Origin of the sequence: Streptomyces genisteinicus (assembly GCF_014489615.1) — a bacterium.
Lineage (GTDB): Bacteria > Actinomycetota > Actinomycetes > Streptomycetales > Streptomycetaceae > Streptomyces > Streptomyces genisteinicus.
Genome location: NZ_CP060825.1, coordinates 6,520,326 through 6,544,243, shown reverse-complemented (window position 1 = coordinate 6,544,243; position 23,918 = coordinate 6,520,326). Strand labels below are relative to the sequence as shown.

Annotated in this window: 22 protein-coding genes and 2 pseudogenes; 10 read left to right on the top strand and 14 right to left on the bottom strand. The window is 74.2% G+C overall.

Going from position 1 to position 23,918, the window contains the following annotated elements:
- Positions 1 to 247 precede the first annotated feature (247 nt).
- Both IAG43_RS28165 and IAG43_RS28160 read left to right on the top strand, forming a co-directional pair.
- Positions 248 to 1,024 carry a CoA transferase subunit A gene (locus IAG43_RS28165; RefSeq protein ID WP_187743479.1) on the top strand — a complete coding sequence of 259 codons (777 nt, stop codon included), beginning with the start codon at positions 248 to 250 and terminating at the stop codon, positions 1,022 to 1,024.
- The gene (locus IAG43_RS28160) at positions 1,024 to 1,677 is read left to right on the top strand and encodes a 3-oxoacid CoA-transferase subunit B (protein WP_187743478.1); all 654 of its coding nucleotides are present in this window, start codon (positions 1,024 to 1,026) and stop codon (positions 1,675 to 1,677) included. The genes IAG43_RS28165 and IAG43_RS28160 overlap by 1 nt, the downstream gene beginning before the upstream one ends.
- A 60-nt stretch (positions 1,678 to 1,737) precedes the next feature.
- Here IAG43_RS28160 and IAG43_RS28155 read toward each other — a convergent pair whose 3' ends face one another.
- Positions 1,738 to 2,229 (bottom strand): SRPBCC family protein, encoded by a 492-nt coding sequence (locus IAG43_RS28155; protein WP_187743477.1) that lies wholly within the window; start codon positions 2,227 to 2,229, stop codon positions 1,738 to 1,740.
- 83 nt (positions 2,230 to 2,312) lie between these two features.
- Positions 2,313 to 3,002: pseudogene (locus IAG43_RS28150) on the bottom strand (endonuclease V); the annotation flags it as partial.
- Between the two features lie 47 nt (positions 3,003 to 3,049).
- Between IAG43_RS28150 and IAG43_RS28145 the strand changes: the two are divergent.
- Positions 3,050 to 3,349: a YciI family protein gene (locus tag IAG43_RS28145; RefSeq protein WP_187743475.1), complete on the top strand. Its 300-nt coding sequence runs from the start codon at positions 3,050 to 3,052 to the stop codon at positions 3,347 to 3,349.
- A gap of 64 nt (positions 3,350 to 3,413) precedes the next feature.
- Here IAG43_RS28145 and IAG43_RS28140 read toward each other — a convergent pair whose 3' ends face one another.
- Positions 3,414 to 4,523: a beta propeller repeat protein gene (locus tag IAG43_RS28140; protein ID WP_187743474.1), complete on the bottom strand. Its 1,110-nt coding sequence runs from the start codon at positions 4,521 to 4,523 to the stop codon at positions 3,414 to 3,416.
- Between the two features lie 187 nt (positions 4,524 to 4,710).
- On the opposite strand from IAG43_RS28140, the gene ssgD reads away from it, so the two are divergent.
- The 3 genes and pseudogenes from ssgD (at position 4,711) to IAG43_RS28125 (ending at position 6,912) form a co-directional block, all read left to right on the top strand.
- Complete coding sequence (ssgD, locus tag IAG43_RS28135) at positions 4,711 to 5,127, top strand: spore wall synthesis regulator SsgD (RefSeq protein WP_187743473.1); 417 nt, start codon at positions 4,711 to 4,713, stop codon at positions 5,125 to 5,127.
- A 125-nt stretch (positions 5,128 to 5,252) separates the two neighbouring features.
- Positions 5,253 to 5,784, top strand: a pseudogene (locus tag IAG43_RS28130) (ATP-binding cassette domain-containing protein); the annotation flags it as partial.
- A 153-nt stretch (positions 5,785 to 5,937) separates the two neighbouring features.
- Positions 5,938 to 6,912 carry an acyl-ACP desaturase gene (locus IAG43_RS28125; protein WP_187743472.1) on the top strand — a complete coding sequence of 325 codons (975 nt, stop codon included), beginning with the start codon at positions 5,938 to 5,940 and terminating at the stop codon, positions 6,910 to 6,912.
- 375 nt (positions 6,913 to 7,287) lie between these two features.
- Here the strand turns inward: IAG43_RS28125 and IAG43_RS28120 are convergent, their stop codons facing one another.
- Positions 7,288 to 7,545 (bottom strand): WhiB family transcriptional regulator, encoded by a 258-nt coding sequence (locus IAG43_RS28120; protein WP_187743471.1) that lies wholly within the window; start codon positions 7,543 to 7,545, stop codon positions 7,288 to 7,290.
- Between the two features lie 294 nt (positions 7,546 to 7,839).
- Here IAG43_RS28120 and IAG43_RS28115 point away from each other — a divergent pair, with 294 nt between their 5' ends.
- The gene (locus IAG43_RS28115; protein ID WP_187743470.1) at positions 7,840 to 8,706 is read left to right on the top strand and encodes a hypothetical protein; all 867 of its coding nucleotides are present in this window, start codon (positions 7,840 to 7,842) and stop codon (positions 8,704 to 8,706) included.
- Positions 8,707 to 8,761: 55 nt separating this feature from the next.
- Here IAG43_RS28115 and IAG43_RS28110 read toward each other — a convergent pair whose 3' ends face one another.
- The 5 genes from IAG43_RS28110 to IAG43_RS28090 form a co-directional block, all read right to left on the bottom strand.
- Positions 8,762 to 9,256, bottom strand: coding sequence for a hypothetical protein (locus IAG43_RS28110; RefSeq protein ID WP_187743469.1), 495 nt, complete (start codon positions 9,254 to 9,256; stop codon positions 8,762 to 8,764).
- Between the two features lie 87 nt (positions 9,257 to 9,343).
- Entirely contained in the window at positions 9,344 to 9,964 is a 621-nt protein-coding gene (locus IAG43_RS28105) for an isochorismatase family protein (RefSeq protein ID WP_187743468.1), read from the bottom strand.
- A gap of 225 nt (positions 9,965 to 10,189) precedes the next feature.
- Positions 10,190 to 11,182: a GlxA family transcriptional regulator gene (locus tag IAG43_RS28100; protein WP_187743467.1), complete on the bottom strand. Its 993-nt coding sequence runs from the start codon at positions 11,180 to 11,182 to the stop codon at positions 10,190 to 10,192.
- A gap of 228 nt (positions 11,183 to 11,410) precedes the next feature.
- A complete protein-coding gene (locus IAG43_RS28095) occupies positions 11,411 to 11,869 on the bottom strand; it encodes an SRPBCC family protein (RefSeq protein ID WP_187743466.1) in 459 nt (152 codons plus the stop codon).
- 259 nt (positions 11,870 to 12,128) lie between these two features.
- The gene (locus IAG43_RS28090; protein WP_187743465.1) at positions 12,129 to 13,169 is read right to left on the bottom strand and encodes a multicopper oxidase domain-containing protein; all 1,041 of its coding nucleotides are present in this window, start codon (positions 13,167 to 13,169) and stop codon (positions 12,129 to 12,131) included.
- Positions 13,170 to 13,365: 196 nt separating this feature from the next.
- Between IAG43_RS28090 and IAG43_RS28085 the strand changes: the two genes are divergently transcribed.
- Both IAG43_RS28085 and IAG43_RS28080 read left to right on the top strand, forming a co-directional pair.
- A complete protein-coding gene (locus IAG43_RS28085) occupies positions 13,366 to 15,855 on the top strand; it encodes a ThuA domain-containing protein (RefSeq protein WP_187743464.1) in 2,490 nt (829 codons plus the stop codon).
- A 53-nt stretch (positions 15,856 to 15,908) separates the two neighbouring features.
- Entirely contained in the window at positions 15,909 to 18,065 is a 2,157-nt protein-coding gene (locus IAG43_RS28080; protein WP_187744682.1) for an OmpL47-type beta-barrel domain-containing protein, read from the top strand.
- Between the two features lie 63 nt (positions 18,066 to 18,128).
- Here the strand turns inward: IAG43_RS28080 and ligD are convergent, their stop codons facing one another.
- Positions 18,129 to 19,136 (bottom strand): non-homologous end-joining DNA ligase, encoded by a 1,008-nt coding sequence (gene ligD, locus IAG43_RS28075; RefSeq protein WP_187743463.1) that lies wholly within the window; start codon positions 19,134 to 19,136, stop codon positions 18,129 to 18,131.
- A gap of 52 nt (positions 19,137 to 19,188) precedes the next feature.
- On the opposite strand from ligD, the gene IAG43_RS28070 reads away from it, so the two are divergent.
- Positions 19,189 to 20,268 (top strand): ATP-dependent DNA ligase, encoded by a 1,080-nt coding sequence (locus IAG43_RS28070; protein ID WP_187743462.1) that lies wholly within the window; start codon positions 19,189 to 19,191, stop codon positions 20,266 to 20,268.
- Here the strand turns inward: IAG43_RS28070 and IAG43_RS28065 are convergent.
- The 4 genes from IAG43_RS28065 to IAG43_RS35240 are packed head-to-tail and all read right to left on the bottom strand — an operon-like array spanning position 20,242 to position 23,918.
- Positions 20,242 to 21,456, bottom strand: a complete 1,215-nt coding sequence (locus IAG43_RS28065) for a lytic transglycosylase domain-containing protein (RefSeq protein WP_187743461.1) — start codon at positions 21,454 to 21,456, stop codon at positions 20,242 to 20,244. The two genes, IAG43_RS28070 and IAG43_RS28065, sit on opposite strands and share 27 nt — an antisense overlap.
- Positions 21,453 to 22,319 (bottom strand): hypothetical protein, encoded by an 867-nt coding sequence (locus IAG43_RS28060; protein WP_187743460.1) that lies wholly within the window; start codon positions 22,317 to 22,319, stop codon positions 21,453 to 21,455. The genes IAG43_RS28065 and IAG43_RS28060 overlap by 4 nt, the downstream gene beginning before the upstream one ends.
- Before the next feature lie 40 nt (positions 22,320 to 22,359).
- Positions 22,360 to 22,887, bottom strand: coding sequence for a nuclear transport factor 2 family protein (locus tag IAG43_RS28055; protein WP_187743459.1), 528 nt, complete (start codon positions 22,885 to 22,887; stop codon positions 22,360 to 22,362).
- A 23-nt stretch (positions 22,888 to 22,910) separates the two neighbouring features.
- Positions 22,911 to 23,918: a hypothetical protein gene (locus tag IAG43_RS35240; protein WP_187743458.1), complete on the bottom strand. Its 1,008-nt coding sequence runs from the start codon at positions 23,916 to 23,918 to the stop codon at positions 22,911 to 22,913.

Here is a 23,918-nt window from a genome sequence, read left to right as displayed (position 1 = left end):
GTGGCGCGGCCGCGGAATCGTCGCCGTCGTACGGCCCGGGAGCCGGCTGCGGGCGGCGTGGCTCCGTTCCCGCGGAGCGGAGCGGGTACCCGAGGGAGCAGCGGTCGTCCACACACAGAGGCAGGTCCGTATAGGGACGACAGCCATGGTCGCCCGTCCCGCCGCCTGCCTACGCTCCGTGCCTGTCGCCGTTGCGGCACCGGATCCGGCAGGCAAGGCCGTCCGGCGGTCCGAAGGAGGGAACCTGATGGGTCTGGACAAAACGGTCGCGAGCGCGGCGGAGGCGGTGTCCGACATCGGCGCGGGGGCCTCGCTCGCCGTCGGCGGTTTCGGGCTCTGCGGGATACCGGGGTCGCTCATCGACGCGCTGTGGCAGCGCGGCACGGGAGACCTCCGCGTCGTGTCGAACAACTGCGGTGTGGACGACTGGGGGCTCGGCCTGCTGCTCGCGGCGGGCCGGATCTCCCGGATGACGAGTTCCTACGTGGGCGAGAACAAGGAGTTCGCCCGCCAGTACCTGAGCGGTGAACTCGAGGTCGAGCTCGTCCCGCAGGGCACCCTGGCCGAGCGGCTGCGGGCCGGCGGAGCGGGCATCCCCGCGTTCTACACCCCCGCGGGATGCGGAACGCAGGTCGGCGAGGGCGGGCTCCCGTGGCGGTACGCCCCGGACGGCTCGGTCGCCGTGGCGTCCCCGGCGAAGGAGACCCGGGAGTTCGGCGGGCGTCCCTACCTCCTGGAGGAGGCCGTCACGACGGACTTCGCCCTCGTCCGGGCGAGCGTGGGCGACCGGCACGGCAATCTCGTCTTCCATTCCTCCGCCCGCAACTTCAACCCGCTGGCGGCCATGGCCGGGCGGGTCACCGTGGCCGAGGTCGACCACCTCGTCGAGCCGGGCGAGCTCGACCCCGACGAGGTCCATCTGCCCGGCGTCTTCGTCCAGCGCGTGGTCCGGGTCGAGCCCGGCGACCCCGCCGCCGAGCGGCGCGTCGAACGCCGCACCGTCCGACAGGAAGGCACCGTCTGATGGCCCTCACCCGCGAGCAGATGGCGATCCGCGCCGCAGCCGAGCTGACCGACGGCAGCTACGTGAACCTCGGCATCGGACTCCCCACACTCGTCCCCAACCACCTGCCGCCGGGCGTCGAGGTCGTGCTCCAGTCGGAGAACGGGATCCTCGGCGTGGGCCCGTACCCCACCGAGGACGCGCTCGACCCCGATCTCGTCAACGCGGGCAAGGAGACGGTGACGGCGCTGCCCGGCGCCTCGTTCTTCGACTCCGCCCTCTCCTTCGCGATGATCCGGGGCGGCCACATCGACACGGCGGTCCTCGGCGCGATGCAGGTCTCCTCCGCCGGCGACCTCGCCAACTGGATGATCCCCGGCAAGACGGTCAAGGGCATGGGCGGCGCGATGGACCTGGTGCACGGTGCCGGACGGGTGATCGTCCTCATGGAGCACACCGCCAGGGACGGCTCGCCCAAGCTCGTCGAGAGCTGCGGCCTGCCGCTGACCGGGCGGGGTGTCGTCCACCGCGTCATCACCGACCTCGCGGTCGTCGACGTCACCCCCGGCGGCTTCGTCCTGGCCGAACTCGCCCCCGGGGTCACCGTCGAGGAGGTCGCCGCCGCCACCGCGGCGCCTCTGCACGTCCCGCGGGGCGTCTCCCCCGCCGCCTGAGACTCGCCGGTCCGGCGTCCCGGACAGCCGCCGGGCCGGCGGGGCCCGGCGGGCCGGGGTTCACGCCAGGGACTCGAAGTACGCCTTCTGCGCGGGGTAGTAGTCCTCGAAGTCGGGCCGCGGCCCGCCCGTGCGGGCGGCGACGAGCATGTCCAGGTAGTACTCCCAGCCCGGGCCCGTCTCGCCGAGCAGCCGAGTGGAGGCGAGATGGTGGACCAGCCGGATCTCGGTGCCGCCGCCGGTCTCGGTCAGCAGCACTTCCAGGTGCCAGGAGCCGGCCTCGTCCTCCATCGAGACGGCGAGCCGCCGCGGCGGTTCGCACGCCTCGATCAGCAGCGGGCACCACGGCTCGGACTCCTCGAACGCCAGCTGCACCTCGATGGTGCGACCGGGCGCGGCCTCGCCGCGCCACGGGCCGAACCACCGGGCGGTGCGCTGCGGTTCGGTGATGCTCGCCCAGACGTCCGCCACCGGGGCGCGGTGGACACGGGTGAGGATCAGATCGTGCCCGGCCGGCGTGGGGACGAGGCGTCCGGTGGGTTCGGGGGCCATGACGTGTCCTCCTCGGGACGGGGTGCTGCGGTGTGCGGCGGTGTGCGTGCGGCGGGGCTCGCCCCGCGCGGTCGGGGCACCCCCGCGGCGGCCTCCCGCAGGGCGCGGCGGCAGAGGCCGTCGGCGCGGCGGGTCGTCTCCGGGAGGCGGAAGCCGCGGGCCAGGTGGAGGGTCTGCGCGCAGGCCGCGTCCAGGGTGACCCGGTGTCCGGCCGAGACGAACACCGGCTTCACGCCGTCGCGGGTGCGCAGGGCCCGGCCGACCTCCTCGCCGTCGTCGGCGCGCAGCGGGGTCCAGGAGCCGCGGACGGTTCCCGGTTCGGTGTGTGCGAAGACGAACGGGTTCTTGGCCACGCCGATGACGGGGAGCCCGGTGAGGACCCCGAGGTGGCTGGCGAGCCCGAAGCGGCGCGGGTGCGCCCGGCCGTAGCCGTCGCACACCACGAGTCCGGGCTCGGCGGTCAGCGCGTCGAGGGCGGCGAGCACCGTCGGTATCTCGCGGAAGGCGAGCAGGCCGGGGACGTACGGGAAGGAGACCCGTCCGACGGCCGTGGCCTCGTCCACGACGGCCAGGGTCGCCGCGTCGAGGACCACGGCCGCGGCGGCGACGAGGTCGCGTCCGTCGTCGTACGCGACGTCCACTCCCGTCACCGTCCCGGTGCCGGGCGGCGGGCCGGTCCCGTCGAGGACGACACGCGGACGCAGCGCGTCCTGGACGGCGAGGGCCGCCTCCTCGGTGGCCGGCCAGCCGGCGGGTACTCCGACGATCTCCATGGTGCCGTCCACCCTAAGGGTTCGGGCCCGCCGGTAGCCTGGCGATCATGTTCGTACTGGAATTGACGTACACCGCGCCCCTCGACCGTGTCGACGCCCTGCTGAAGCCGCACATCGACTGGCTGGACGGGATGTACGAGGAGGGCGTCGTCATCGCCTCGGGCCGCAAGAACCCGCGGGACGGCGGCGTGCTGCTGGCGGTCGGCGACGACCGGGCGCACGTCGAACGCCTCGCCGCGGGCGACCCGTTCGTGACGGGCGGGGTGGCCGAGTACCGGGTGACCGAGTTCGCCGCGACCAGGACGGTGCCCGCACTGGCCGCGTACCGGGAGCAGCCGGCTTCCTGACGGAGCATCAGGAACCGGCCGGCAGCCGGACGGGCCGGGCCCCGGGGGCCCGGCCCGCCGCGCGTCAGGGGCGCCAGGACAGCCGGGCGACGCGGCCCTTCTCGCCGGAGGCCCAGCAACTGCCGTCCGGGGTGCAGTCGACGGTGTCGAAGGACCCGCTGTCGACCGTCCGCCAGGTGCGGCCGCCGTCGAGGGTGAGGTCGGTGCCGGTCGGCCCCACGGCGAGCGCCGCGGAGCGCGCGTGCGGCAGCCACGCCACGCCCGAACGGTAGGCGGGCGGGGGCGTGTCCGCCGCCCGCCAGCTCCGCCCGGCGTCGGCGGTGACCGACGCCGCCTGCGGGGAGGGCTGCCCCGTGCGGTAGTCCCCGCCGACGGCGATGCCGTGCCGGCGGCCCTGGAAGGCGAGCGCGAACACCCCGCGTGCGGGGTCGCCCGCGGGGATCACGGCGGAGGTGACGGTCCAGGTCAGTCCGCGGTCCGCGGAGTGCATCACGCGGGCCGTGGCCGCGCCCCCGGTGGCCAGCCAGACGTCCTTCGGTCCCGAGCTGACCAGGCACTGGCCACCGGCGGCGAACCCGGCTTCGCCCGGCAGGGCGGCGGGCATGCCGTCGTCGGGCAGCACACCCCAGGAGCGGCCGCCGTCCGAGGTGGCGAGGATCCGGAACCGGCCGTCGACCGGGTCGCTCATGGCCAGGCCGTGGCGGCGGTCGAAGAAGGTGACGCAGTCGTAGAACGCCCGGGGGTCGGTGTTGCGGAAGGACTCGGCCCAGGTGACGCCGCCGTCCTCGGTGCGCAGGATCCGCGAGGCCTCGCCCTCGCCGATCGCCAGGACCACGGCGCGCCGGCCGTCGAACGCCTCGACGTCCCGGAACTCCAGCTCCCCCGCCCCCGGCGGCGACACGTCGCGCCAGGTGGCGCCGCCGTCCGCGGTGCGCAGCACGGTTCCCCGGGAGCCGGCGGCCCACGCGGTCCTGCGGTCGACGGGCGCCAGCCCGCGGAAGCGGGCGTCCGTGCCGGTGTCGGTCAGCCGCCAGCCGGGGGCCGCGTGCCGCCGGTCCTCCCCGTCCGCGAGCGGCGCCGCCCGGGACGGTCCGGCGCCGGTCAGCACCGCGGCCACGGCGGCGGCGCAGAGCCCCGCGGACACCACTCGTCTCGTCTTCCCCTGGGACGTCATGGCGGTGGAAGCTAGCCCACGGGCCGGGGGCCGTCCAGAGTGCAGGAGGGGCGGGCCCCGGCGCTGGGCGGCGGTGACACAGCTCACGTGCCCCCCAGGTGCACGGAATCAGCCATTCCGCCGTCTGTGGGGGTAGGCGGAAGCCCACAAGGGCGGCCCGGCGAGCCCAGGAAGTGAGGAGCGGACCTTGTCCACCGTGATCGAACAGGCCGTGGAAGCACGGCTCGTCGCCTCCGCACCCCTGCTGGAGACGGTCCCCGCGACCCTGCACTACGACCGCGCGGACCCGTTCGCCGTGCGGATCGGCTTCCCCGCTCCGGCCACCCTGGAAGGCGCCGACGTGTCGTGGGCGTTCTCCCGGGATCTGCTGGCCGACGGCGTCGAGGAGCCGGCCGGCCTGGGCGACGTGCGGGTGCGGCCGTACGGTTTCGACCGCACGGTGCTGGAGTTCCACGCTCCCGAGGGCATCGCCGTCGTGCACATCCGCACCGGCGAGCTCCGGCGCTTCCTGGACCGGGCGCAGACGCTGGTGCCGTCCGGCAGCGAGCATCTGCACCTGGACCTCGACCGCGATCTGACCGCGCTCCTCGGCGACACCCGCTGACCCCGCCCCCCTGACCGGGTGCGACTCCCGGGGCCCGGCGCAAGCCGCCGCACCCGGCGGCCGTGGCGTGATTCCGCCCCCGGCCGGACCCGTGGACCGACCGGACACCGGGACCAGGGGCCCTGCGGCGCGGCGCGCCGGCGCCGACATTGCCGCGCACCCTCGCGGGCGAGCTCGTGCCCCTCGCGGGAGAGGCGGCGACGGACGTGACCGTGCGTTTCCTTCCGCAACGCCTCGACCTGCTCGACGACGGACTCGGCGCGGCCCGGAACGTCGCCCGGTTCGCCCCCCGGGGCCGCCGAGAACACCGTCCGCGCCCGGCTCGCGCGGTTCCTGTTCCGCGGCACGCCCGCCGACCGGCCGGCGGGCATGCTGTCGGGCGGCGAGCGGTTCCGGGCCACGCTCGCAGCCCTCCTCCTCACCGAGCCCGCTCCGCTGCTGCTCCTGCTCGACGAGCCGGCGGACAGCCTCGACCTGGCGAGCGTGCGCAAGGTGACCGCGGCGCTGTCGGCGTTCGGGGGCGCCCCGGTCGCGGCCGGTCACGACATGGCGTTCCCGGAGTCCGCGGGGATCACCCGGTGGCTGGCGCCCGCCGCGAGCGGGCTGCGCGACGTGGCGCCGGCGCGGCTGCCGGGACTGCCGGGCAGTGCGGAGTGATGTGGCTCTCGTGTCCGCCGTCTGGCCTGGGGACATAACCGTCTGCAAAGGGGCATCACGGATCCGGGCTTGGAGGACGACTTATCGCCCGCTTAACCTACGGTTTCGTAACCTACGAATCCGTAGGTAATACTCCCGTCCCCAGGAGCACCCGTGACCCTCACCTCTCCCCACCTCGGCAGTTCCGAAGCGTGGACGGACGCCCGTCTGCTGTACGCGCTCGAGGAAGTGGTGGAGAAGGAGCTCAACCGGCATCTGAAGGTGGCCAAGGACTGGATGCCGCACGAGTACGTGCCGTTCGGCGACGGCCGGAACTTCCCCGGCTTCTTCGAGGACGGCGAGGCCTGGGACCCGGAGCAGTCCAAGGTCACCGACGTCGGCCGGATCGCCCTCGTGGTGAACCTGCTGACCGAGGACAACCTGCCGAGCTACCACCACGAGATCGCGACCCTCTTCGGCCGGGACGGCGCATGGGGCACCTGGGTGCACCGCTGGACCGCCGAGGAGGGCCGGCACGGCATCGTGATGCGTGACTACCTGCTCACGTCGCGCGCGGTCGACCCGGACAAGCTGGAGCAGTTCCGCATGGCGCACATGGCGGAGGGCTTCGAGTCGGACAACCGGCACTCGATGCTGCACTCCGTGGCCTACGTCGCGTTCCAGGAGCTGGCGACCCGCGTCTCGCACCGCAACACGGGCCACCAGTCGGGCGACCCGGTCTGCGATCGCATGCTGGCGCGCATCGCGACCGACGAGAACCTGCACATGGTCTTCTACCGCAACCTGCTGGGCGCGGCGTTCGAGATCGCCCCCGATCTGACGATGCAAGCCGTGCGCGACGTGGTGGTGAACTTCCGCATGCCCGGACACGGCATGCCGGGCTTCGAGCGCGCCGCCGCGCAGATGGCGATCGGCGAGATCTACAACATGCGCATCCACCACGACGACGTGCTCCAGCCGGTGCTGCGCTTCCTGAAGGTCATGGAGATCGACGGGCTGGGCCCCGAGGGGCAGAAGGCCCAGGACGAGCTCGGCCTGTACATGGGCGTTCTCGACGCCGAGGCCGCCAAGTTCGACGAGAAGCTCGCCGCGCGCAAGGCGCGGATGGCGGCCCGCGCGGGCCGCTGAGGCGCCGGGCCGCACGGACCGCCGACGGGGACGGCCCCGCGGCCGGAGCCGCATCGCTCCGGCCGCGGGGCCGTCTCCCCCGTTCCCCCTGTTCTCCCCGCACCGGGCCCGCCCCCCGTGTCCCTTCGCGGGCCCGTCTCCCCCGTCCCCGGCTCCCCCGAACCGGGCCGATCCCCCGTCCCCGGCTCCCCCGAACCGGGCCGATCCCCCGTCTCCCCCGTCATCCCTGACGGGATTCCGTCCCCCGCGTTCCCCCGCGCGCCGGGGGCGAGCCGTGCCGGATCGCCCCCGCGACGCCCGGCAACCCCGCGCCTCCCCCGCCCCCGCGCAGGCCCTGTGGCCGCGACCCCCCGGTCGCGCCCCGCACGGGCATCGTCAGCCGCGGCCGCGTGCCTGGTCGCGGCGCATACGGAGCCGCTCCTTCTCGGACAGACCGCCCCAGACGCCGAATCTCTCGTCGTTGGCGAGCGCGTACTCCAGGCACGCCACCCTGCCCTCGCAGGCGCCGCACAGCTGCTTCGCCTCGCGGGTCGACGAGCCCGGGGCGGGAAAGAAGAACTCCGGGCCCGCCTGGGCGCAGAGCGCCGTCTCCTGCCAGGCCAGTTCTGGTTCGGTGATGGTGTTCATCGGCATGGGAACCACTGTGCCGGGCGGCGATAAACACTTCATCAACGTCCCGTCAACAGGACGGGCCGCCGTCCCCACCGGTACCGAGTGTGCGCCCGACGCACCTTTCCGCGCACGCCGTTGCGTGTCCCGGGCGCGTCGCGGGGCGCCCTGCGCAGAGCGCCGGAAAGGCGTTGCGCACCTGCCGCCCGGCAGACAAGGATCACCGGATGACCACCCGAAAGGCCCGTGGCAGGTAGCCGCGCCCCGCCCCGCTCCCGGCACCGCGAGCGACCGCACATCCCCTGCCGAGGAGCACCCATGGACACCATCACCCTTCTGCCTCACGCCCGGCTTCCGCGCGCCCACGCGCATCGCGAGACGCTGACCAGCTGCGTCGACGCCCACGGGCGCGCGCACTGGCTGCTGTGCGACGGCCGGCCGCGGGGCCCGGTCCACGACGCGACCGTCGTCACCGTCGACGGCGGCCGGACGCGGATCACCGAGCTGAACGCCGTGCGAGCGTGCCACCCGAAGCTGGACGCCCTGCCGGACGGCGGCTTCGTCGTCGCCGACGCCCGCCGCCGCGGCACGGCCGATCACGTGCAGGTCTTCGACGCCTCCGGCCGGGCCGTCCGGTCCTTCGCCGTGGGCGACGCGGTGGAGCACCTGCTCGCCGACACGGAGGGCACGCTGTGGGCGGGATACTTCGACGAAGGCGTCTTCGGGAGCGACCCGCTGAGCGCGCCGGGCCTGCGGCGCTGGTCCGCCGCGGGCGAGCCGCTCTGGGAGCTGCCGCTCACGAACCCCGGGGGCGTCATCGCCGACTGCTACGCGCTCAACGTGGCGGGCCGGACGGCATGGGCCTGCTACTACACGGACTTCCCGCTGGTCCGGGTCCGCGCGGACGGCACGGTCCGGGCCTGGTCGTCACCGGTTGCCGGGGCGCACGCCCTCGCGGTGCTGGGGCCGGCCGTCGCCTACGCCGGCGGCTACGGCACCCACGACCGGCTCACGCTCTGCCGGCTGGACGGGGACGCCGCGACGCCCTACCGGGAGTACGTGATGACGCTGCCGGACGGATCGGCCCTGGGCCGGCACCGTGCGGTGGGGCGCGGCTCCCGGCTCTTCGTGCTGCCCCAGGGGTCCGAGGAGTGGCTCCTGTGGGATCTGGCCCACCAGGCGTAGCGGCCCCGGGGCGCCACGCCTCCGGGCCGCCACCGGACGGTGCCGGCCCCGGGCGTCAGCGCCCGCGCTGCTCGTAGACCGTGGTCGCCAGGTCGCGCAGAGCACGGCGCGCGGGCTCCGGGTCCAGGCCGTGGTCGATGGCTTCCAGGGCGGCCGCGGCAGAGGAGCGGACCTGGTGCGGGAGGCCGTCGTAGGCGGAGATGCCGTAGGCGACCCGGCGGCGGGCGGCGGCCTCCTCCCCGGAGACGCTGCCGGGCTCGATGGGGAAGACGGCGGCCTGGTAGGTGGCTATGCCGATCAGCACGGTCTGGGCCAGGCCCTCCGCGTACCCGTCCTCGGCGGCGGCGTCGCACTCCGTGCGGAACTGCGCGTACGCCCGCCGGCGGGCGTACGCGGAGCCTGCCCAGGAGCCGGCCGCGGCGAGGGCGCCCGTGAAGCCCGCGACGAACGGGCCGGCCAGCAGGAAGCCGGCCACGGTGCCCAGAGCGGCGGCGACGACCAGCTGCACGGTGATCAGCCGGTGGGCACGAGTGAGGGCAAGGTTGTCCATAGCGGGCAAGTATGACGGGTGCCCGCTCCCGCCCGGCACGGGCACCCGGGGAGACGCCCGGACGCCCGTGCCGGGCGGGGCCGCGGCTCAGTCGCGGAGCGCCGCCCCGGTGGGGACGACGATGCCGAAGACGTCGGTGACCGTGGTCAGCGCGGCGGCCTTGAGCACGGCAGCCGGCACCACCGTGCCGTCGGGCGCGGTCAGCGCGCGGGTGGCGGTGGCGTCGGCGACGACAGTGGGCCGGTAGCCTCGGTTGAAGGCGCCCTGGGCGGTCGAGGCGACGCACATGTGCGTCATGAAGCCCGCCAGGACGAGGTCCCTGCCGCCGTCCGGTCCGGCGCCGAGCTCCGCCAGCGTCCGCTCCAGGCCGGTGGCCTGGAAGGAGTCGGGGAAGTGCTTCACGACGACCGGTTCGCCGTCGGCCGGGGCGACCGCGTCGCAGACGGCGCCGGTGTGGGCGCGGATGTCGTACGGGGACCCCTCGCCCGCGTCGTGCACGACATGGACGACGCGGGTGCCGGCGGCACGGGCACGCGCCAGCAGGCGGGCCGCCGCGGCGAGGGCCTCGTCGGCCCCCTCCAGCGCCATGACGCCGGTGCGGTAGGTGTTCTGGAAGTCGATCATGACCAGGACGGACTCGCCGAGCCGGGGCGGCCGGTTGTCCTGCCCGCTGACGTCGCGCAGGGGTGTGGACGGGACGGTGCTCATGAAGGTGCCTTTCGTCGTGACGGTGTGCCGGGCGGAGAAGGTGCGGACGGCCGGGCGGGGAGGGAAGCGGGGCCGGCGCGCGGTGCGGCGGCGTGCGGGCACGCCACAGGCACACCGCGGGTGCGGACGGGCCCGGAGGGCGCGGACCGGGGCGGGGAGGCGGGTGCCGCGGAGGCGGCCCCGGGCGGGGGTGCGGCCGCCCGTGTGCGGGGAGGCCGCGGACGGTCAGCCGGCGCGGGTACGGAAGCGGCGGCGGTAGGCGGCGGGCGTGGTGGCGAGCCGGCGGCGGAACGCCCGGTGGAGGGTCTCCACGGAGCCGAGCCCGGCCGCCGCCGCGACCTGCGCGAGCGGGCCGTCGGTGGTCTCCAGCAGACGCCGGGCCACCTCGACACGGGCCGCTTCGACGTACGCGGCGGGGCCGGTGCCCGTCTCCTGGGCGAAGACCCGGGCGAAGTGCCGCTCGCTGAGGCACATGCGCTCGGCGAGCGCCGCGGCGGACAGGTCCTCGTGGAGGTGCTCGGCGATCCACAGCCGCAGTTCGTCGATGTCCCGGCGGTCGGCGGCGGGGCGGCTGAGCGGCACGGAGAACTGGCTCTGGCCACCCTGCCGCTTGAGGTACATCACGAGATGCCTGGCGAGCGCGAGGGCGGTGCGTTCGCCCAGGTCCTCGGCGACCAGGGCGAGCGCGAGGTCCAGGCAGGCGCTGATGCCGGCCCCGGTCCACAGCCGGCCGTGGTCGGTGCGGACGAAGATCGGATCCGGGTCGACGGTGACCCGGGGGTGCTCGGCGGCGAGCTGCGCGGCGGTCGACCAGTGGGTGGTCGCCGTGCGGCCGTCCAGCAGTCCGGCGGCGGCCAGGACGTGCGCGCCGACGCACACCGAGGCGACGCGCGCGGCGTGGGGGGCGGTCTGCCGGACCCAGGCCACGATCTCCTCGTCGACCACGGCGCGGGGGCCGGCCTCGGTCATGTCGACCGCACCGGGCACCACCAGCGTGTCCACGTCCGCGCCGACGTCACCGAAGGCCACGTCGGTCAGCAGGCGCACGCCCGCGGAGGTGCGCACCTTTCCGGCGACGGGCCCGGCGAGGCGGACGGTGTAGCCGGCCCGGCCGCCGGTCTCCCGGTTGGCCAGGGCGAACACCTCGGCCGGTCCGGTGACATCGAGGAGGTCGACACCGGGGAAGACCGCGATGACGACACGGTGGGGAAGGGGCATGCACCGATCCTGGCCGGTGGACGCCACGACCGCAATGACGGTTCCCTGTCACATCCGGACACCGCGTCGCGGGTCGCGGCCGGCGGCGACCGGGCACCTGGCACCTGGCACCTGGCGGGAGACGTCGCCGGGCCGGAGCCGTCCCGGGGCGGCCGGCTGCCGCAGGCGGCGCGGGGTCAGCGGGCGGCTGCGTGCCGCCCGGGGCCCGCGGGCGGCGGGCCGGAGGCGTCAGCGGGGCGGGATCGCCGCCTCCACGGCCGCCCTGATGCGGGCGCCGAAGGCCGGCGCGTCCTTGCGCGCCGCGGCGACGGCCAGACCCACCAGCAGCTTGCCGAGGCCGTGCCCCTCCAGGACGTTGAAGATCCTCACCCGGGTCCCGCCGTCGGGCAGCGGTTCCAGGTCGTAGCCGCCCTCACGGGCGGTCACCGTGTTCGAGGACACTTCGGCCCAGCGGATCGTCCGGGGCGCCTCCAGCGTGGTGATCCGGAACTCCCGGGCCGTCTTCATCCCGGCGTCCTTCACCGTGCTGCGGAAGACGGTGCCCACGGCGGTGGGGGCGTCCGGGACGCGCTCGATGCGGAGCACCCGGGGGCTGAACTCGGGGTCGTGGCGCCCGTCGGCGAGGAAGGCGAACACGTCGTCGACGGGGCGCGGGATGTCGACGGTGGCCTCGAACTGTCCTGACATGGGTACTCCCGGTCGGGCGGACGGACGTCCGGTGACGGACGCGCGGTGACGACGTCGTGACCCTATGCGAGTGCCGCCGGATGGGCCCGCCGCGACGCGCACCGCCGCGACGCGTGGAGTGCCCGGCCCGCGGGGAGGCCCTCCGGCCGGGACGCGGGACGGCTCCGCTCCCGACGGAGACCGCCCGAACCGGGAGCGCGCCGGTCCCGGACCGGAGACAGTGCGGCCGGAGAGCACCCGCCGCCCGGCCGCGCACTGCTCAGTGGTGCTCGTGCCCGGCGCCCTCCGCCGCCGCGCCGCCGCCCGCCTTCGGCGTCCCGCCGGCGCCGCCGTGGCCGCCGTGGCCGCCGTCGTGCCCCGGGACGGTGCCGTCGGGTTTGGCGACGAGGAAGAGGCCGGCCATACCCATGTCGGAGTGGCTCTGGACGTGGCAGTGGTACATCCACGCGCCCGCGCCGACGTGTTCACCGGCGATGATCTGGAAGCCGAAGGAGTCGGCCGGTCCGGTGATCTTGTTGTCGATCACCCGGCTGACGTCCTCCGGCCCGGCCAGCAGTCCGGTGCGGTTGTCGGCCCAGCGGTGACCGTGGATGTGGAAGGTGTGGTAGTACTCCCCGTGCGTGATCATGATGATCTCGACGCGGTCGCCCACCGTGGCCTGGAAGTCCGGCGGTTCGGCGGCCGGACGGTTGTTGATCGTCATGTCGTTGAAGACGATCGTGAACTGCTTGTCCGGCAGGACGTCGCCCTTGCGGCGCACCACCATCGGCCCGTAGAGCCCCTTGCGGATGCCGCCCGTGCCGTGGTCGGTGCCCACCACGTGGTCGTGGTAGTGCCAGTAGCCCGCACTGCCCGGACGCCAGGTGCCGTCGGCGCGGCGGCCGGGGGCGTGGGTCCGCCAGGTGTAGGTGCGGGTGGCGCCCGGCTCGACGTGGCTGCGGCTCATCTTCGTGCCGTCGTTGTCGATGTCGTAGTCCACGCCGTGCGGGTGGAGGCTGACGGGCACGTCCATCAGGTTCTCGAACTCGATGTGGAGGGTGTCGCCCTCGTTGAGCTCGATCAGCGGGCCGGGGATCGTGGCCTTGCCCTTCTCCAGGCCGTATCCCATCTGGCCGTCGGCCGTCTTCTCCGCGTACAGCCGGAGATGGCGCACCTGGCCGCCGGCCGGGGCGGTTCTGGGCGCGGAGGCCGCGGCGGGCGCGGCGCTGGAGGAGGCCGCGGCGAGGGACAACGATGTCACGCCCGTCGCGGCGACCGCCCCGCCCGCGAGCAGGCGCCGGTGGAAACTGCGTCTGTCCATGTCGAACTCTCCAGTCGGTAGCGGAGGCTGACGGGGCGTGAGCCCCCGGGGACGGCCCACACGGTAGCGGGGCACCCAGCGTTTATCCACACTCAGGACAAAGTTCGTTCTCTTGCGGCCATACCTCTTGGCGAACCATGAAAAGAGGTCTAGCTTCAACGGCTGTTGTTGTGACCACAGAGGGATGGGTGACCACATGAAGCGCGCACCACATCACCGGTCGAGATCGAGAACGGGCGTCGCCGCGGCAGCACTCGGCGCCGGAGCCCTGACCGTGTCGCTGCTCGGCGGCAACCCGGCGTCGGCCGAGCCCTACCCCGAGGAGCCGTCCCGAGCGGCGACAACGTTGTCCCTTCCCTCCCCACCGGGCGGGGCCAACGTGCGGGTACTCGTCTTCCACGGCTCGGCGACCGAGGAGTCGCCGACGGTGAACGCCGGGATCGCGGCGATCGAGAGCATCGGGCTGACCGGCCCGGCCGCCGGACGGTTCCGGACGGAGGCCACCGACGACCCGGCGGTCTTCACCAACACCCAGCGCCTCGGCCGCTTCAACGCCGTGGTGTTCCTGACCGGCGGCGGCGACGTGCTCGACCCGGAGCAGGAGGCCGGGCTGGAGGCCTATCTGGAGGCGGGCGGCGGATTCCTGGGCATCCACGACGCCGCGCGGACGGAACCGTACTCGTCCTGGTTCACCGGACTGATCGGCGCCCGTCCGACGGGCGCACCGAGCAGCACCCAGCGGGCCGTGGTGGAGGTGGGCGACCGCGCCCATCCGGCGACGACGTCGCTGCCGCTGGAGTGGAAGCGGCCCGACAAGTGGTTCAACTGGGCGCAGAACCCGTCCGGTTCGGTGCACACCGTGGCCCGGGTCAAGGAGAGTTCGTACAAGCCGGCCGACAAGGGGAACGGCTGGGACCACCCGATCTCCTGGTGCCGCGACTACGACGGCGGCCGGTCCTTCTACACGGGCATGGGCGGCACGGCCGACAGCTTCGCCGAGGCCGACTTCCGCGACCACCTGCGCGGCGCCCTGGCCTGGACGAGCCGGCTGTCCCAGGCCGACTGCAAGGCCACCATCGACGCCCACTACACCGCCGAGCGCGTCACCAAGGCCAACCAGCCCGGTCAGAACGACCAGATCGGCGAACCCCACGGCCTGGTCACCGCCCCCGACGGGCGGGTGCTCTACATCGGGCGCGGCGGCGCGGACTCCAGCGTGCCGGTGGTCACGGACTGGAACAACCCGGACATCGGCAAGGGCAACGGCGAGATCCACGTCTACGACCCGGCCGGCAAGAAGGTCACCAAGGCCGGCGCGCTGACCGTCTTCGGCAACAAGGGCGGCGGCGACGAGCTGGTCAAGAACGAGGAGGGCCTGCTCGGCATCGAGCTGGACCCGGACTTCATGACCAACGGCTGGGTGTACCTGCACTGGACGCCGCACTCGCGGATCGACCGTGAGACCCACATGGGCGAGCGGCGGGTCTCCCGCTTCACCCTCGACCTCGCCACCAACAAGCTGGACCTGGCGAGCGAGAAGGTGCTGCTGACCTGGCCGGTGCAGATCCACAGCTGCTGCCACGCGGGCGGCGGCATGGCCTGGGACTCCGACGGCAACCTCTACATCGCCACCGGTGACACCAACTCCTCCGGCTTCAGCAGCGGTTACTCCGGCAACAACCCGGAGCCGAACTTCAAGGGAGTCTCCTTCTCCGACGCCCGCCGCACCGCGGGCAACACCAACAACCTCAACGGCAAGATCCTGCGGATCCACCCCGAGGACGACGGAAGCTACACGCTCCCCGCCGGGAACCTCTTCACGGGCGAGGAGACCGCCGAGGGCGGCGGCAGGACGCGGGGCGAGATCTATGTGATGGGCGTCCGCAACCCGGCGCGGATCTTCGTCGACAAGAAGACGGACATCCTCTACGCCGGCTGGGTCGGCCCCGACGCGGGATCGCCGTCGACGACCTGGGGCCCGGCCAAGTACGACACCTTCGCCGCCATCACCGAGGCCGGCAACCACGGCTGGCCGTACTGCATGGGCAACAAACAGCCCTACCGGGACCGCAATCTGCCCGACCCGTCCAAGCCGCTGGGCTGGTACGACTGCGACGCGCCGAAGAACGAGTCGCCCAACAACGACGGCCTGGTGAACCTGCCGCCGGTCACCTCCAACACCATCTGGTACTCGCCGCAGGGCGGCGGCGTGGACTACCCGCGGGACGCGAACGGCGTCCCGAGCTACAAGCAGGAGGAGCAGAAGCTGCTGCTGCCGTGGCTCAAGGGCGGCGGGCAGGCGACCATGAACGGCCCCGTCTACCGCTACGACGCCGCGAGCGCGTCCGACGTGAAATGGCCGGCGTACTGGGACGGCAAGTGGTTCGTCGGCGACTTCTACGACGGCGACCAGCCGCGCCACGCGGTGCTCACCGACCCGAGGACGGTCGGCCGGGGCGGCCTTCCGGTGCACGCCGAGTCGCTCAAGAAGATCGTCCCGGTCGGCCAGGGCGGCATCCGCAACCTGATGGACTGGAAGTTCGCGCCGGACGGCTCGCTCTACGTCCTGGACTACGGGCGCGGCTTCTTCACCTCCGACAAGGACTCCGCGCTGTGGCGCGTGACGTACAAGGGCGGCGGGCCCACGCCGGCCGCGGACCAGCTCGCGAGGAAGGCGGCACAGTGACCTCGAGACGAAGAGGCGCGAGCCTGTGGACCGCGCTGCTCGCCGCGGTGGCGATGGTCGTCGGGCTGACCTCGGCCACGGCCTGGGGCAAGACGGACGACGAACGGCGGGCCGGCGCCGCCCAGGTGCTCACCTGGACGGCCGGCGACCCGATCGACCGGTACCTGACCTTCCCCACCACCGCGGTGGCGGGGGCGACGACGATCGTCTTCGAGAACAGCACGGCCACCGGCAACACCACCGGTATGCCGCACACCCTGACGTTCGACGTCTCCGACCCGGAGTACAACAACGACGTCCCGCTGAACATCCTCGCCAACCCGAGTGACGCGAGCGGCGGCAAGCACTCCGCCGAGGTGACGCTCACCCCGGGCCGGTACCTGTTCAAGTGCACGATCCCCGGTCACGGCCAGATGCAGGGCATCCTCACGGTGACCGAGGACGGCGGGGGCGGCGACGACACCACCGCGCCCGAGACGTCCGCGCAGGTGACGGGCGACCGGAACGCCGACGGCGCGTACATCGGCCAGGCCACGGTGGCGATCGGCGCGAGCGACGAGGGGTCGGGCGTCGAGAAGACGGAGTACGCGCTGGGCGCCGACGGCCCCTGGCAGCCCTACACCGCACCGGTCGTCGTCGACCAGGTCGGCGCGCACGTCGTGCGCTACCGGGCGACGGACAAGGCCGGCAACACGGCGGCCGAGAAGTCCGCCGAGTTCACGGTGGCCGCACCGCCGACCGACGACACCACGGCGCCCGAGACCTCGGCGACCGTGTCCGGCGAGAAGGACGCGGAGGGCAACTACCTGGACATGGCCACGGTGACCGTGACCGCGTCCGACACCGGCTCGGGCGTCAACACCATCGAGTACGCGGTCGGTGACGGCGCCTGGCAGCCGTACACCGCACCGGTGATGGTCCACGAGGCGGGCGCCCACACGGTCCGCTACAGGGCGACGGACAAGGCGGGCAACGCCGCCGCCGAGAAGTCGGTCGCCTTCACGGTGGTGACCCCGCCGGACCCGGACACCACGGCCCCGGTGACGGCGGCTTCGGTCGCCGGGACCCGCAACTCGGACGGCGCGTACATCACCGCCGCCACGGTGACCCTGTCGGCCGCCGACACCGGGTCGGGCGTCGAGAAGATCGAGTACTCGCTCGACAGCGGCCCGTACCTCGCCTACACCGCACCGGTGATCGTCGACCGCGTCGGTCACCACACGGTGCGGTACCGGGCGACGGACAAGGCGGGCAACACCGCCGAGGCGAAGAGCGTCTCCTTCTCCGTGGCGGAGGGCGGCGGGGTGCCCGCACCCGACTGCCCGGAGTTCGACGAGCGGCTCACGGTGATCGTCGGCAGCGTCGACACCGGCGTCCCCAACCGGATGACCAGCAGCCGCTGCACGGTCAACGAGCTGATCGAGGACGAGAAGGACTGGTCGTCGCACGCGCTGTTCCTCAAGCACGTCGACACCGTCGTCGACCGGCTGCTCGCCGACGGGGTGATCGACGCCCGTGAGCACCGGAAGATCTACCGGGCCGCCAAGCAGTCCGGCATCGGCAAGCCGGGGCAGACGGAGGGGTACCGGGATCTGTTCGACGGCACCCAGTCGACCTTCTCCCGGTGGCAGCACGTGGGCGGCGGGCAGTTCGGCCTCACCGCCGACGGCGCCATGACCAGCAGCACCACCGTGCCGGGCATGGGCATGCTCTGGTTCCCGCAGCGGAGCTACGGCGACTTCTCGCTCAAGCTCCAGTGGCGGGACGACGCGCCGGGCACCGGCAACGCCAACGGCGGTGTCTTCGTCCGCTTCCCGTACGTCCACGACAACCCGGAGGAGTCCCGTCCCGAGTGGGTCGCCATCAAGTACGGGCATGAGATCCAGGTCCTCGACCGGCCGGACGGCGACATGTACAAGACCGGGTCCGTCTACGGCTTCGACCGGGTCGGCCTGGCCGGCGCCGGGGTGACGCCCAAGGGCACCTGGAACGACTACGAGATCCGGGTGGAGGGCCAGCACTACTCGGTCTTCCGCAACGGCAAGCTGATCAACGAGTTCGACAACACCGGCGGGCAGGTCTTCCAGCCGCCGCGGTCGGACGACCCGGGCACCGACGGCCGGCGGTACGCCTCCGGCTACATCGGCCTCCAGGTCCACGGCACGACCGATGTGATCTCGTACCGCAACATCCGGGTGAAGGAGCTGTAGCCGGACCCCGCGTACGGATGCGGCCCCCTCCCGGACGGGAGGGGGCCGCATCCGTACGGCCGCTCAGTCCTTCTTCGCGCGGCTGGGCTGCACCCGCTTCGGCTCGCCCGGCATCTTCGGGTACTCGGGCGGATAGGGCAGGTCGCCGAGCCCGTGGTCGGCCTCGTCCTTGCGGGCCAGCTCCAGCAGGGTCTCCAGGCCGAAGCGCTCGTCGTCCATGTCCGCGTGGACGTCGCCGAGTTCGGCGTAGCGCCCGGGCATGGTGCGGATGTCGAAGTCCTCGGGCCGGGCGTCGTCGATCTCCTCCCAGCGCAGCGGGGCGGAGACGGGCGCGTGGGGACGGGGCCGCACCGAGTAGGCGGAGGCGATGGTGCGGTCGCGGGCGGTCTGGTTGTAGTCGACGAAGATCCGCTCGCCGCGCTCCTCCTTCCACCACTTGATGGTGACCCGGTCCGGCATCCGGCGTTCCAGTTCCCGGCCGACGGCGATCGCGCACCGGCGGACCTGGGTGAACGTCCACTCGGGCCGGATGGGCACGAACACGTGCAGTCCGCGGCCGCCGGAGGTCTTGGGCCAGCCGCGCAGGCCCGCCCCGTCGAGGACGTCGCGCAGTTCGTGGGCGGCGCGCACGGCGTCGGCGTAGCCGGTGCCGGGCTGCGGGTCGAGGTCGATGCGCAGTTCGTCGGGGTGGTCGGTGTCCTCGCGGCGCACCGGCCACGGGTGGAAGGTGACGGCGCCGAGATTGGCGGCCCAGGCGACGGCGGCGGGCTCGGTGGGGCACATCTCGTCGGCGGAGCGCCCGGAGGGGAAGGTGATGTGGGCGGTGGGGATCCAGTCCGGCAGGTACTTCGGCACCCGCTTCTGGAAGAACGACTCGCCGGTCACCCCGTCGGGGTAGCGTTCCAGCGTGGTCGGGCGGCCGTGCAGGGCGCGGGTGATGCCGGGCCCGACGGCGAGGTAGTAGCGGACCATGTCCAGCTTGGTGTAACCGGGCTCGGGAAAATAGATCTTGTCGGGATTGGACACACGGACGGTCCGCTCCCCCACGTCGAGTTCCACGGCTTGGGCCATGCCCGCCAGCGTAGGCCGTGCCACCCGGGGGTGCATACCGGACAATCGCCCCATGGATCTGCCCGTGATGCCCCCCGTCAAGCCGATGCTCGCCAAGGCCGTGAAGACCATCCCGCCAGGGATGCAGTACGAGGCCAAATGGGACGGCTTCCGCGCGATCGTGCACCGGGACGGCGACGAGGTCGTCATCGGATCGCGCACCGGCAAGCCGCTGACCAGGTACTTCCCCGAGCTCGTCGAGGTGCTGCGGGATCGGCTGCCCGGCCGGTGCGTGGTCGACGGCGAGATCGTGATCGCGCACGGCGGACGCCTCGACTTCGACCGGCTCACCGAGCGCATCCACCCGGCGGACTCCCGGGTGCGGATGCTCGCCGAGCGCACGCCCGCCTCCTTCGTCGCCTTCGACCTGCTGGCCCTCGGCGACGACGCCCTCCTCGACACCCCGCTGGGCGAGCGGCGCCGGCTGCTGGAGGAGGCGCTGGCCGGGGCCCGGCCGCCGGTGCATCTGGCGCCCGCCACCACCGACCCGGCGCTGGCGCGGGAGTGGTTCGAGACCTACGAGGGCGCCGGGCTCGACGGCGTGGTGGCCAAGCCGCTCGACCTGCCGTACCGCCCGGACGCCCGGCTGATGTACAAGATCAAGCACGAGCGGACGGCGGACGTCGTGGTGGCCGGCTTCCGCTACCACAAGAGCGGCCCCGTGCTGGGGTCGCTGCTGCTCGGGCTCCACGACGCCGACGGCGTGCTCCAGCACGTCGGGGTGTGCGCCGCCTTCCCCATGAAGCGGCGCGAGGAGCTGGTCGCCGAACTGGAACCGCTGCGGATGGACGACGTGTCCGGGCACCCCTGGGCACGGTGGGCCCAGGAGGAGGCGCACCAGGGGGCCCGGCTGCCGGGGGCGCCGAGCCGCTGGTCGGGCAAGAAGGACCTGTCGTGGGTGGCCCTGCGGCCCGAGCGGGTCGTGGAGGTGGCCTACGACCACATGGAGGGCGACCGCTTCCGGCACACCGCCCAGTTCCGCCGGTGGCGCCCGGACCGCTCCCCCGCGAGCTGCACCTACGCGCAGCTCGAGGAGCCGGTGCGGTACGACCTGGACGAGGTGCTGTCACCCTCCGGCGGCACCGGAGGGTGAGCAGGGCGGCTCGCCGCCCGGGTCCTCGTCGGCGGCCTCCGCTCCGCCGGCCTCCCCGGCGCCGGACTCCGACGGCGAGGGGTCCGGCGACGGCGACGGGCAGGGGCTCGGGGACGGCGACGGGCTCGGGCCGGGGCTCTCCCCGGGGCCGGGGCTCGGGCTCGGGTCGGGCGATCCGGAGGGGCCGGTGCTCGGCACCGGGACGACGGACGGGCGCGGCAGCGGGGAGGTGTCGCCGCCCGGGGACGGCGAAGGGCGGGGGCCGGGCGCCGGGCGCGGGCCTCCGGGAGTCGGGCCGATGATGATCTCGCCGTCGTCGTCCCCGCCGCCGACGGGCTCTTGCGCCGGAGTGCCGCCCGCGCCGGGGCTGACCGGCAGGACACCGGTCCCGTCCGTCACGGGGTGCACTCCCTGCCGGTAGAACGCCAGCCACGCCAGGACCGTGCGCAGGTACTCCTCGGAACGGTTGTAGCTGAGCACGGCGCGGTCGAGATCGGCGGCGGCGGACAGGTCCCGGCCCCCCGCGCACAGGTAGCGGCCGGCGGCCAGGGCCGCGTCGTGGATGTTGTTGGGGTCCCGGCGGCCGTCGCGGTTGGCGTCCTGGCCCCAGCGCGCCCAGGTGGAGGGGATGAACTGCATCGGCCCGACGGCACGGTCCCAGCGTGTGTCGCCGTCGTACCGGCCGCCGTCGGTGTCGCGGATGGCGGCGAACCCGTTGCCGTCGAGGACCGGACCGAGGATCGGGGAGAGCGTGGTGCCGGCCGCGTCGACCCGGCCGCCCCGGGCCTGGCCGGACTCCACCTTCCCGATGGCGGCCAGCAGCTGCCAGGGCAGCCGGCAGCCCGGATCGCTCCGGCCGATCACCGACGCGGCGCCGCGGTAGGCGGCGAGCACGGTGGCCGGGATGCCGGACTGGGCGTGGACGGCGGCGACGGGGCCGGCGGCGGGGCCGCCTCCGGCCGTCGGCGTGCCGTCCGAGCCGCGCAGCGGCGGGAGTTCGGTGTGGTACGAGTCGTCGTTCCGCGGCGCGGGCGCCGCCTCGGCCTCCCCGGCGGCGAGGCCGGTCCCCGGCCCGGGGAGGGCGCCCATGACCGAGGGCGCCTGCGAGGCGGTGAGCGCCGCCATGGCCGCCACCGCCGCCGCGGTGCCCGCGAGTCCCCTGCGCATCCTGATGCCGCCGCGCCTCATGAGCCCGCCCCCAGGGTGTCGAGGTTCGCGATCCGCCAGGTGCCGTCGGTCAGGACCATGTCGACGGCGAGCATGGCCGCCGCGTAGGTCCGCTCGTCGCCGGCCGCCTCGTCCCCGCTCCCGGCCGGGGCGGTGCGGGTGTTGCTCTGGTCCGCGTAGACGAGGACCCGCGCCCGGTCGCCGTCGACGCGCTCCACACCGCTCTCGGTGACCGTGGTGGTGAGCAGCAGCTTCTGCTTCGGGCCCTGTTCGCGGACGGCCGCGAGCATCGTGGTGTGCTGTCGTGTCGCCTCACCGGTGAGGTGGGTGCGCGCGGCGCGGTCGAGTGCCTGCGGGTCGGCGAAGTCGTAGCTGAAGACGGCCTCGACCGCCTTGGTCGCCGCGCCCTTCACCTCGCTGGTACGGGCGATGTCGGTGAGGGCGGTGTTGCGGGTGGCGGGGTCGTCGCGCAGGGCGGCCGCCTGGGAGGCGGCCCAGGCGGCGAACCCGCCCAGCAGCACGGTCAGCAGACACAGGATCACCGGCAGCCGGCGCGTCCGGGTCGCGGGGGCGCCCTTGCCGGACGGGGTGTCCGTGCCGTCGGCGGGGTCCGTTCCGTCCGCGGTGTGTTTGCCGTCCGCGGTGTCCTCGTCGTCGGCGGGGTGCCGGCCGGTCCCGGTGTCCCCGGCGGAGGCGGGCGCGGTGCCGTCGGGCTCCGGGCCGTCGCCTGGCTCGCTCCCCGGTGGCGGGAGCTCGGCCTCGTGGCCGGGCCGGCTCGTGCCGGGGCGCTCGGTGGTGGGCTCGCCCGCCGGTGCGGTTGCCGTGCGGGCCGCGGTCGTCGCGAGCCTGCGCCGGCGGTTGACGAGGTGCCGGGTCGTCGACATGTCGGGGTGTCCTCTCGGTGCGTGGGGCCGGGCTGCCGCTCTACCGGTCCGCCGTGTCGCCGACGGGCGCCTGGCCCAGGGCGCTGAGCTTCCAGCCGTCGTCGGTGCGGGTCAGCTGCCCGAGCATCCGGCTCTCCTTCCGTGCGGGCTCGCCCTTCGGCGCGGTCACCGTGATCCGCACGGCGACGAGCACGCTCGCGCGGCCGGCCCGGTCGTCCAGCTCGGTGACCGCGCCGGAGAGCACCTTGGCCGTGGTGACCGTCTTCGCCTCCTGGATCTGCTTCTCGAACGCCGCGCGCCCGTCGACGAGTTGGGTGCGCAGGTCGCCGGTGGCCGAGTCCTCCCACGTGTCGAGTCCGCGGCGCAGGTCCCGGTGGTCGAGCGTGTTCATGTTCTGCACCGCCTGGGTGCCCGCGGCGAGCACCCGGTCGCGGGTCTTGGCGAAGTCCGCCGCGTCGTCGTGGGCGGCCGCGTACCAGGACCAGCCGGCCCACGCGGCGCAGGCCGCCGCCACGACGGTCAGGGCCAGGGCGGCCGCCAGCAGCGGGTTTCTCGCGGTCCGTGCCATGGGACTGTGTCTCCTTGCGTTCGCTACCGGGAGGCGATGTCGGTGATGCGCCAGCGGCCGTCGTGGAGTTCGGCGGTGACGGAGAGCTGTGCGGGGGCGGTGGCGGGCTCCTTGCCCGGCCGCACGGAGACCTGGTCGAGGAAGACCAGCAGCTGGGCGCTGTCTCCGCCGAGCCGGGTGACACCGGCGCGCACCACATGGGTGGTGAGCGTGACCTTCTGCCGGGCCGCTTCCTTCTCCACCTGGGCGAACAGCCCGGTGTACTGGCGGGCGGCACGGCCGGCGAGCAGTTCGCCGGCCGCGGCGCGGGTCCGGGCGGTGTCGGCGGGCGTGTAGGAGAAGATCTCCGTCAGCGCGTTGCTGACGTCCCCGATGACCCCGGCGGTGGCCTCGGCGTCGGTCAGCGCGCGGTTCGCGGTGGCGGGGGTGTCGCGCAGCTGCCGCTCCTGGAAGAGGAGCACGGCGCCCGTGGCGAGCAGCGCCAGCACCGCGGCGAGCACGGCGTACAGCCGCCATCCCCGCCGGTGCGCCGAGGCGCCGGTGGCGGGGGTGGCGCCGGAGGACGGGCCGTCCGGACCGGAATCGGAGGCGGGACCGGTGTCGGAACCGGTGTCGTCCGGACCGGAATCGGAGGCGGGAGCGGTGCCGGTGCCGGAACCGGCGGCGGAAACCGAACCCGCGCCGCCCGGACCGGAGCCGGCGGCGGACCCGGAGCCGGAACCGGCACCCGAACCCGCGCCGTCCGGACCGGAGCCGGCGTCCGGGCCCGTGCCCGCTCCCGCTTCCGCTCCGGGCTCCGCGGGACCGCTCCGGGCACGGGCGGTGCCGGTGGTGCCGCCTGCCGCCGGGTCACCGGCGGCGTCCGCGCCGCGCCCCTGGGCCGCGCCGGGTGCCCCTCCCGGGGCCCGGCCCACCGGAGCGTCCGCGCCGGGCGGGGCCGCCGCCCCGCCCGTCCCGGACGTGGCCGGGGCGCCGGATGCGGCCTCCCGGCCGGGCGCCGCGGTGTCCGGCGCGTCGTCGCGCGTGCGCAC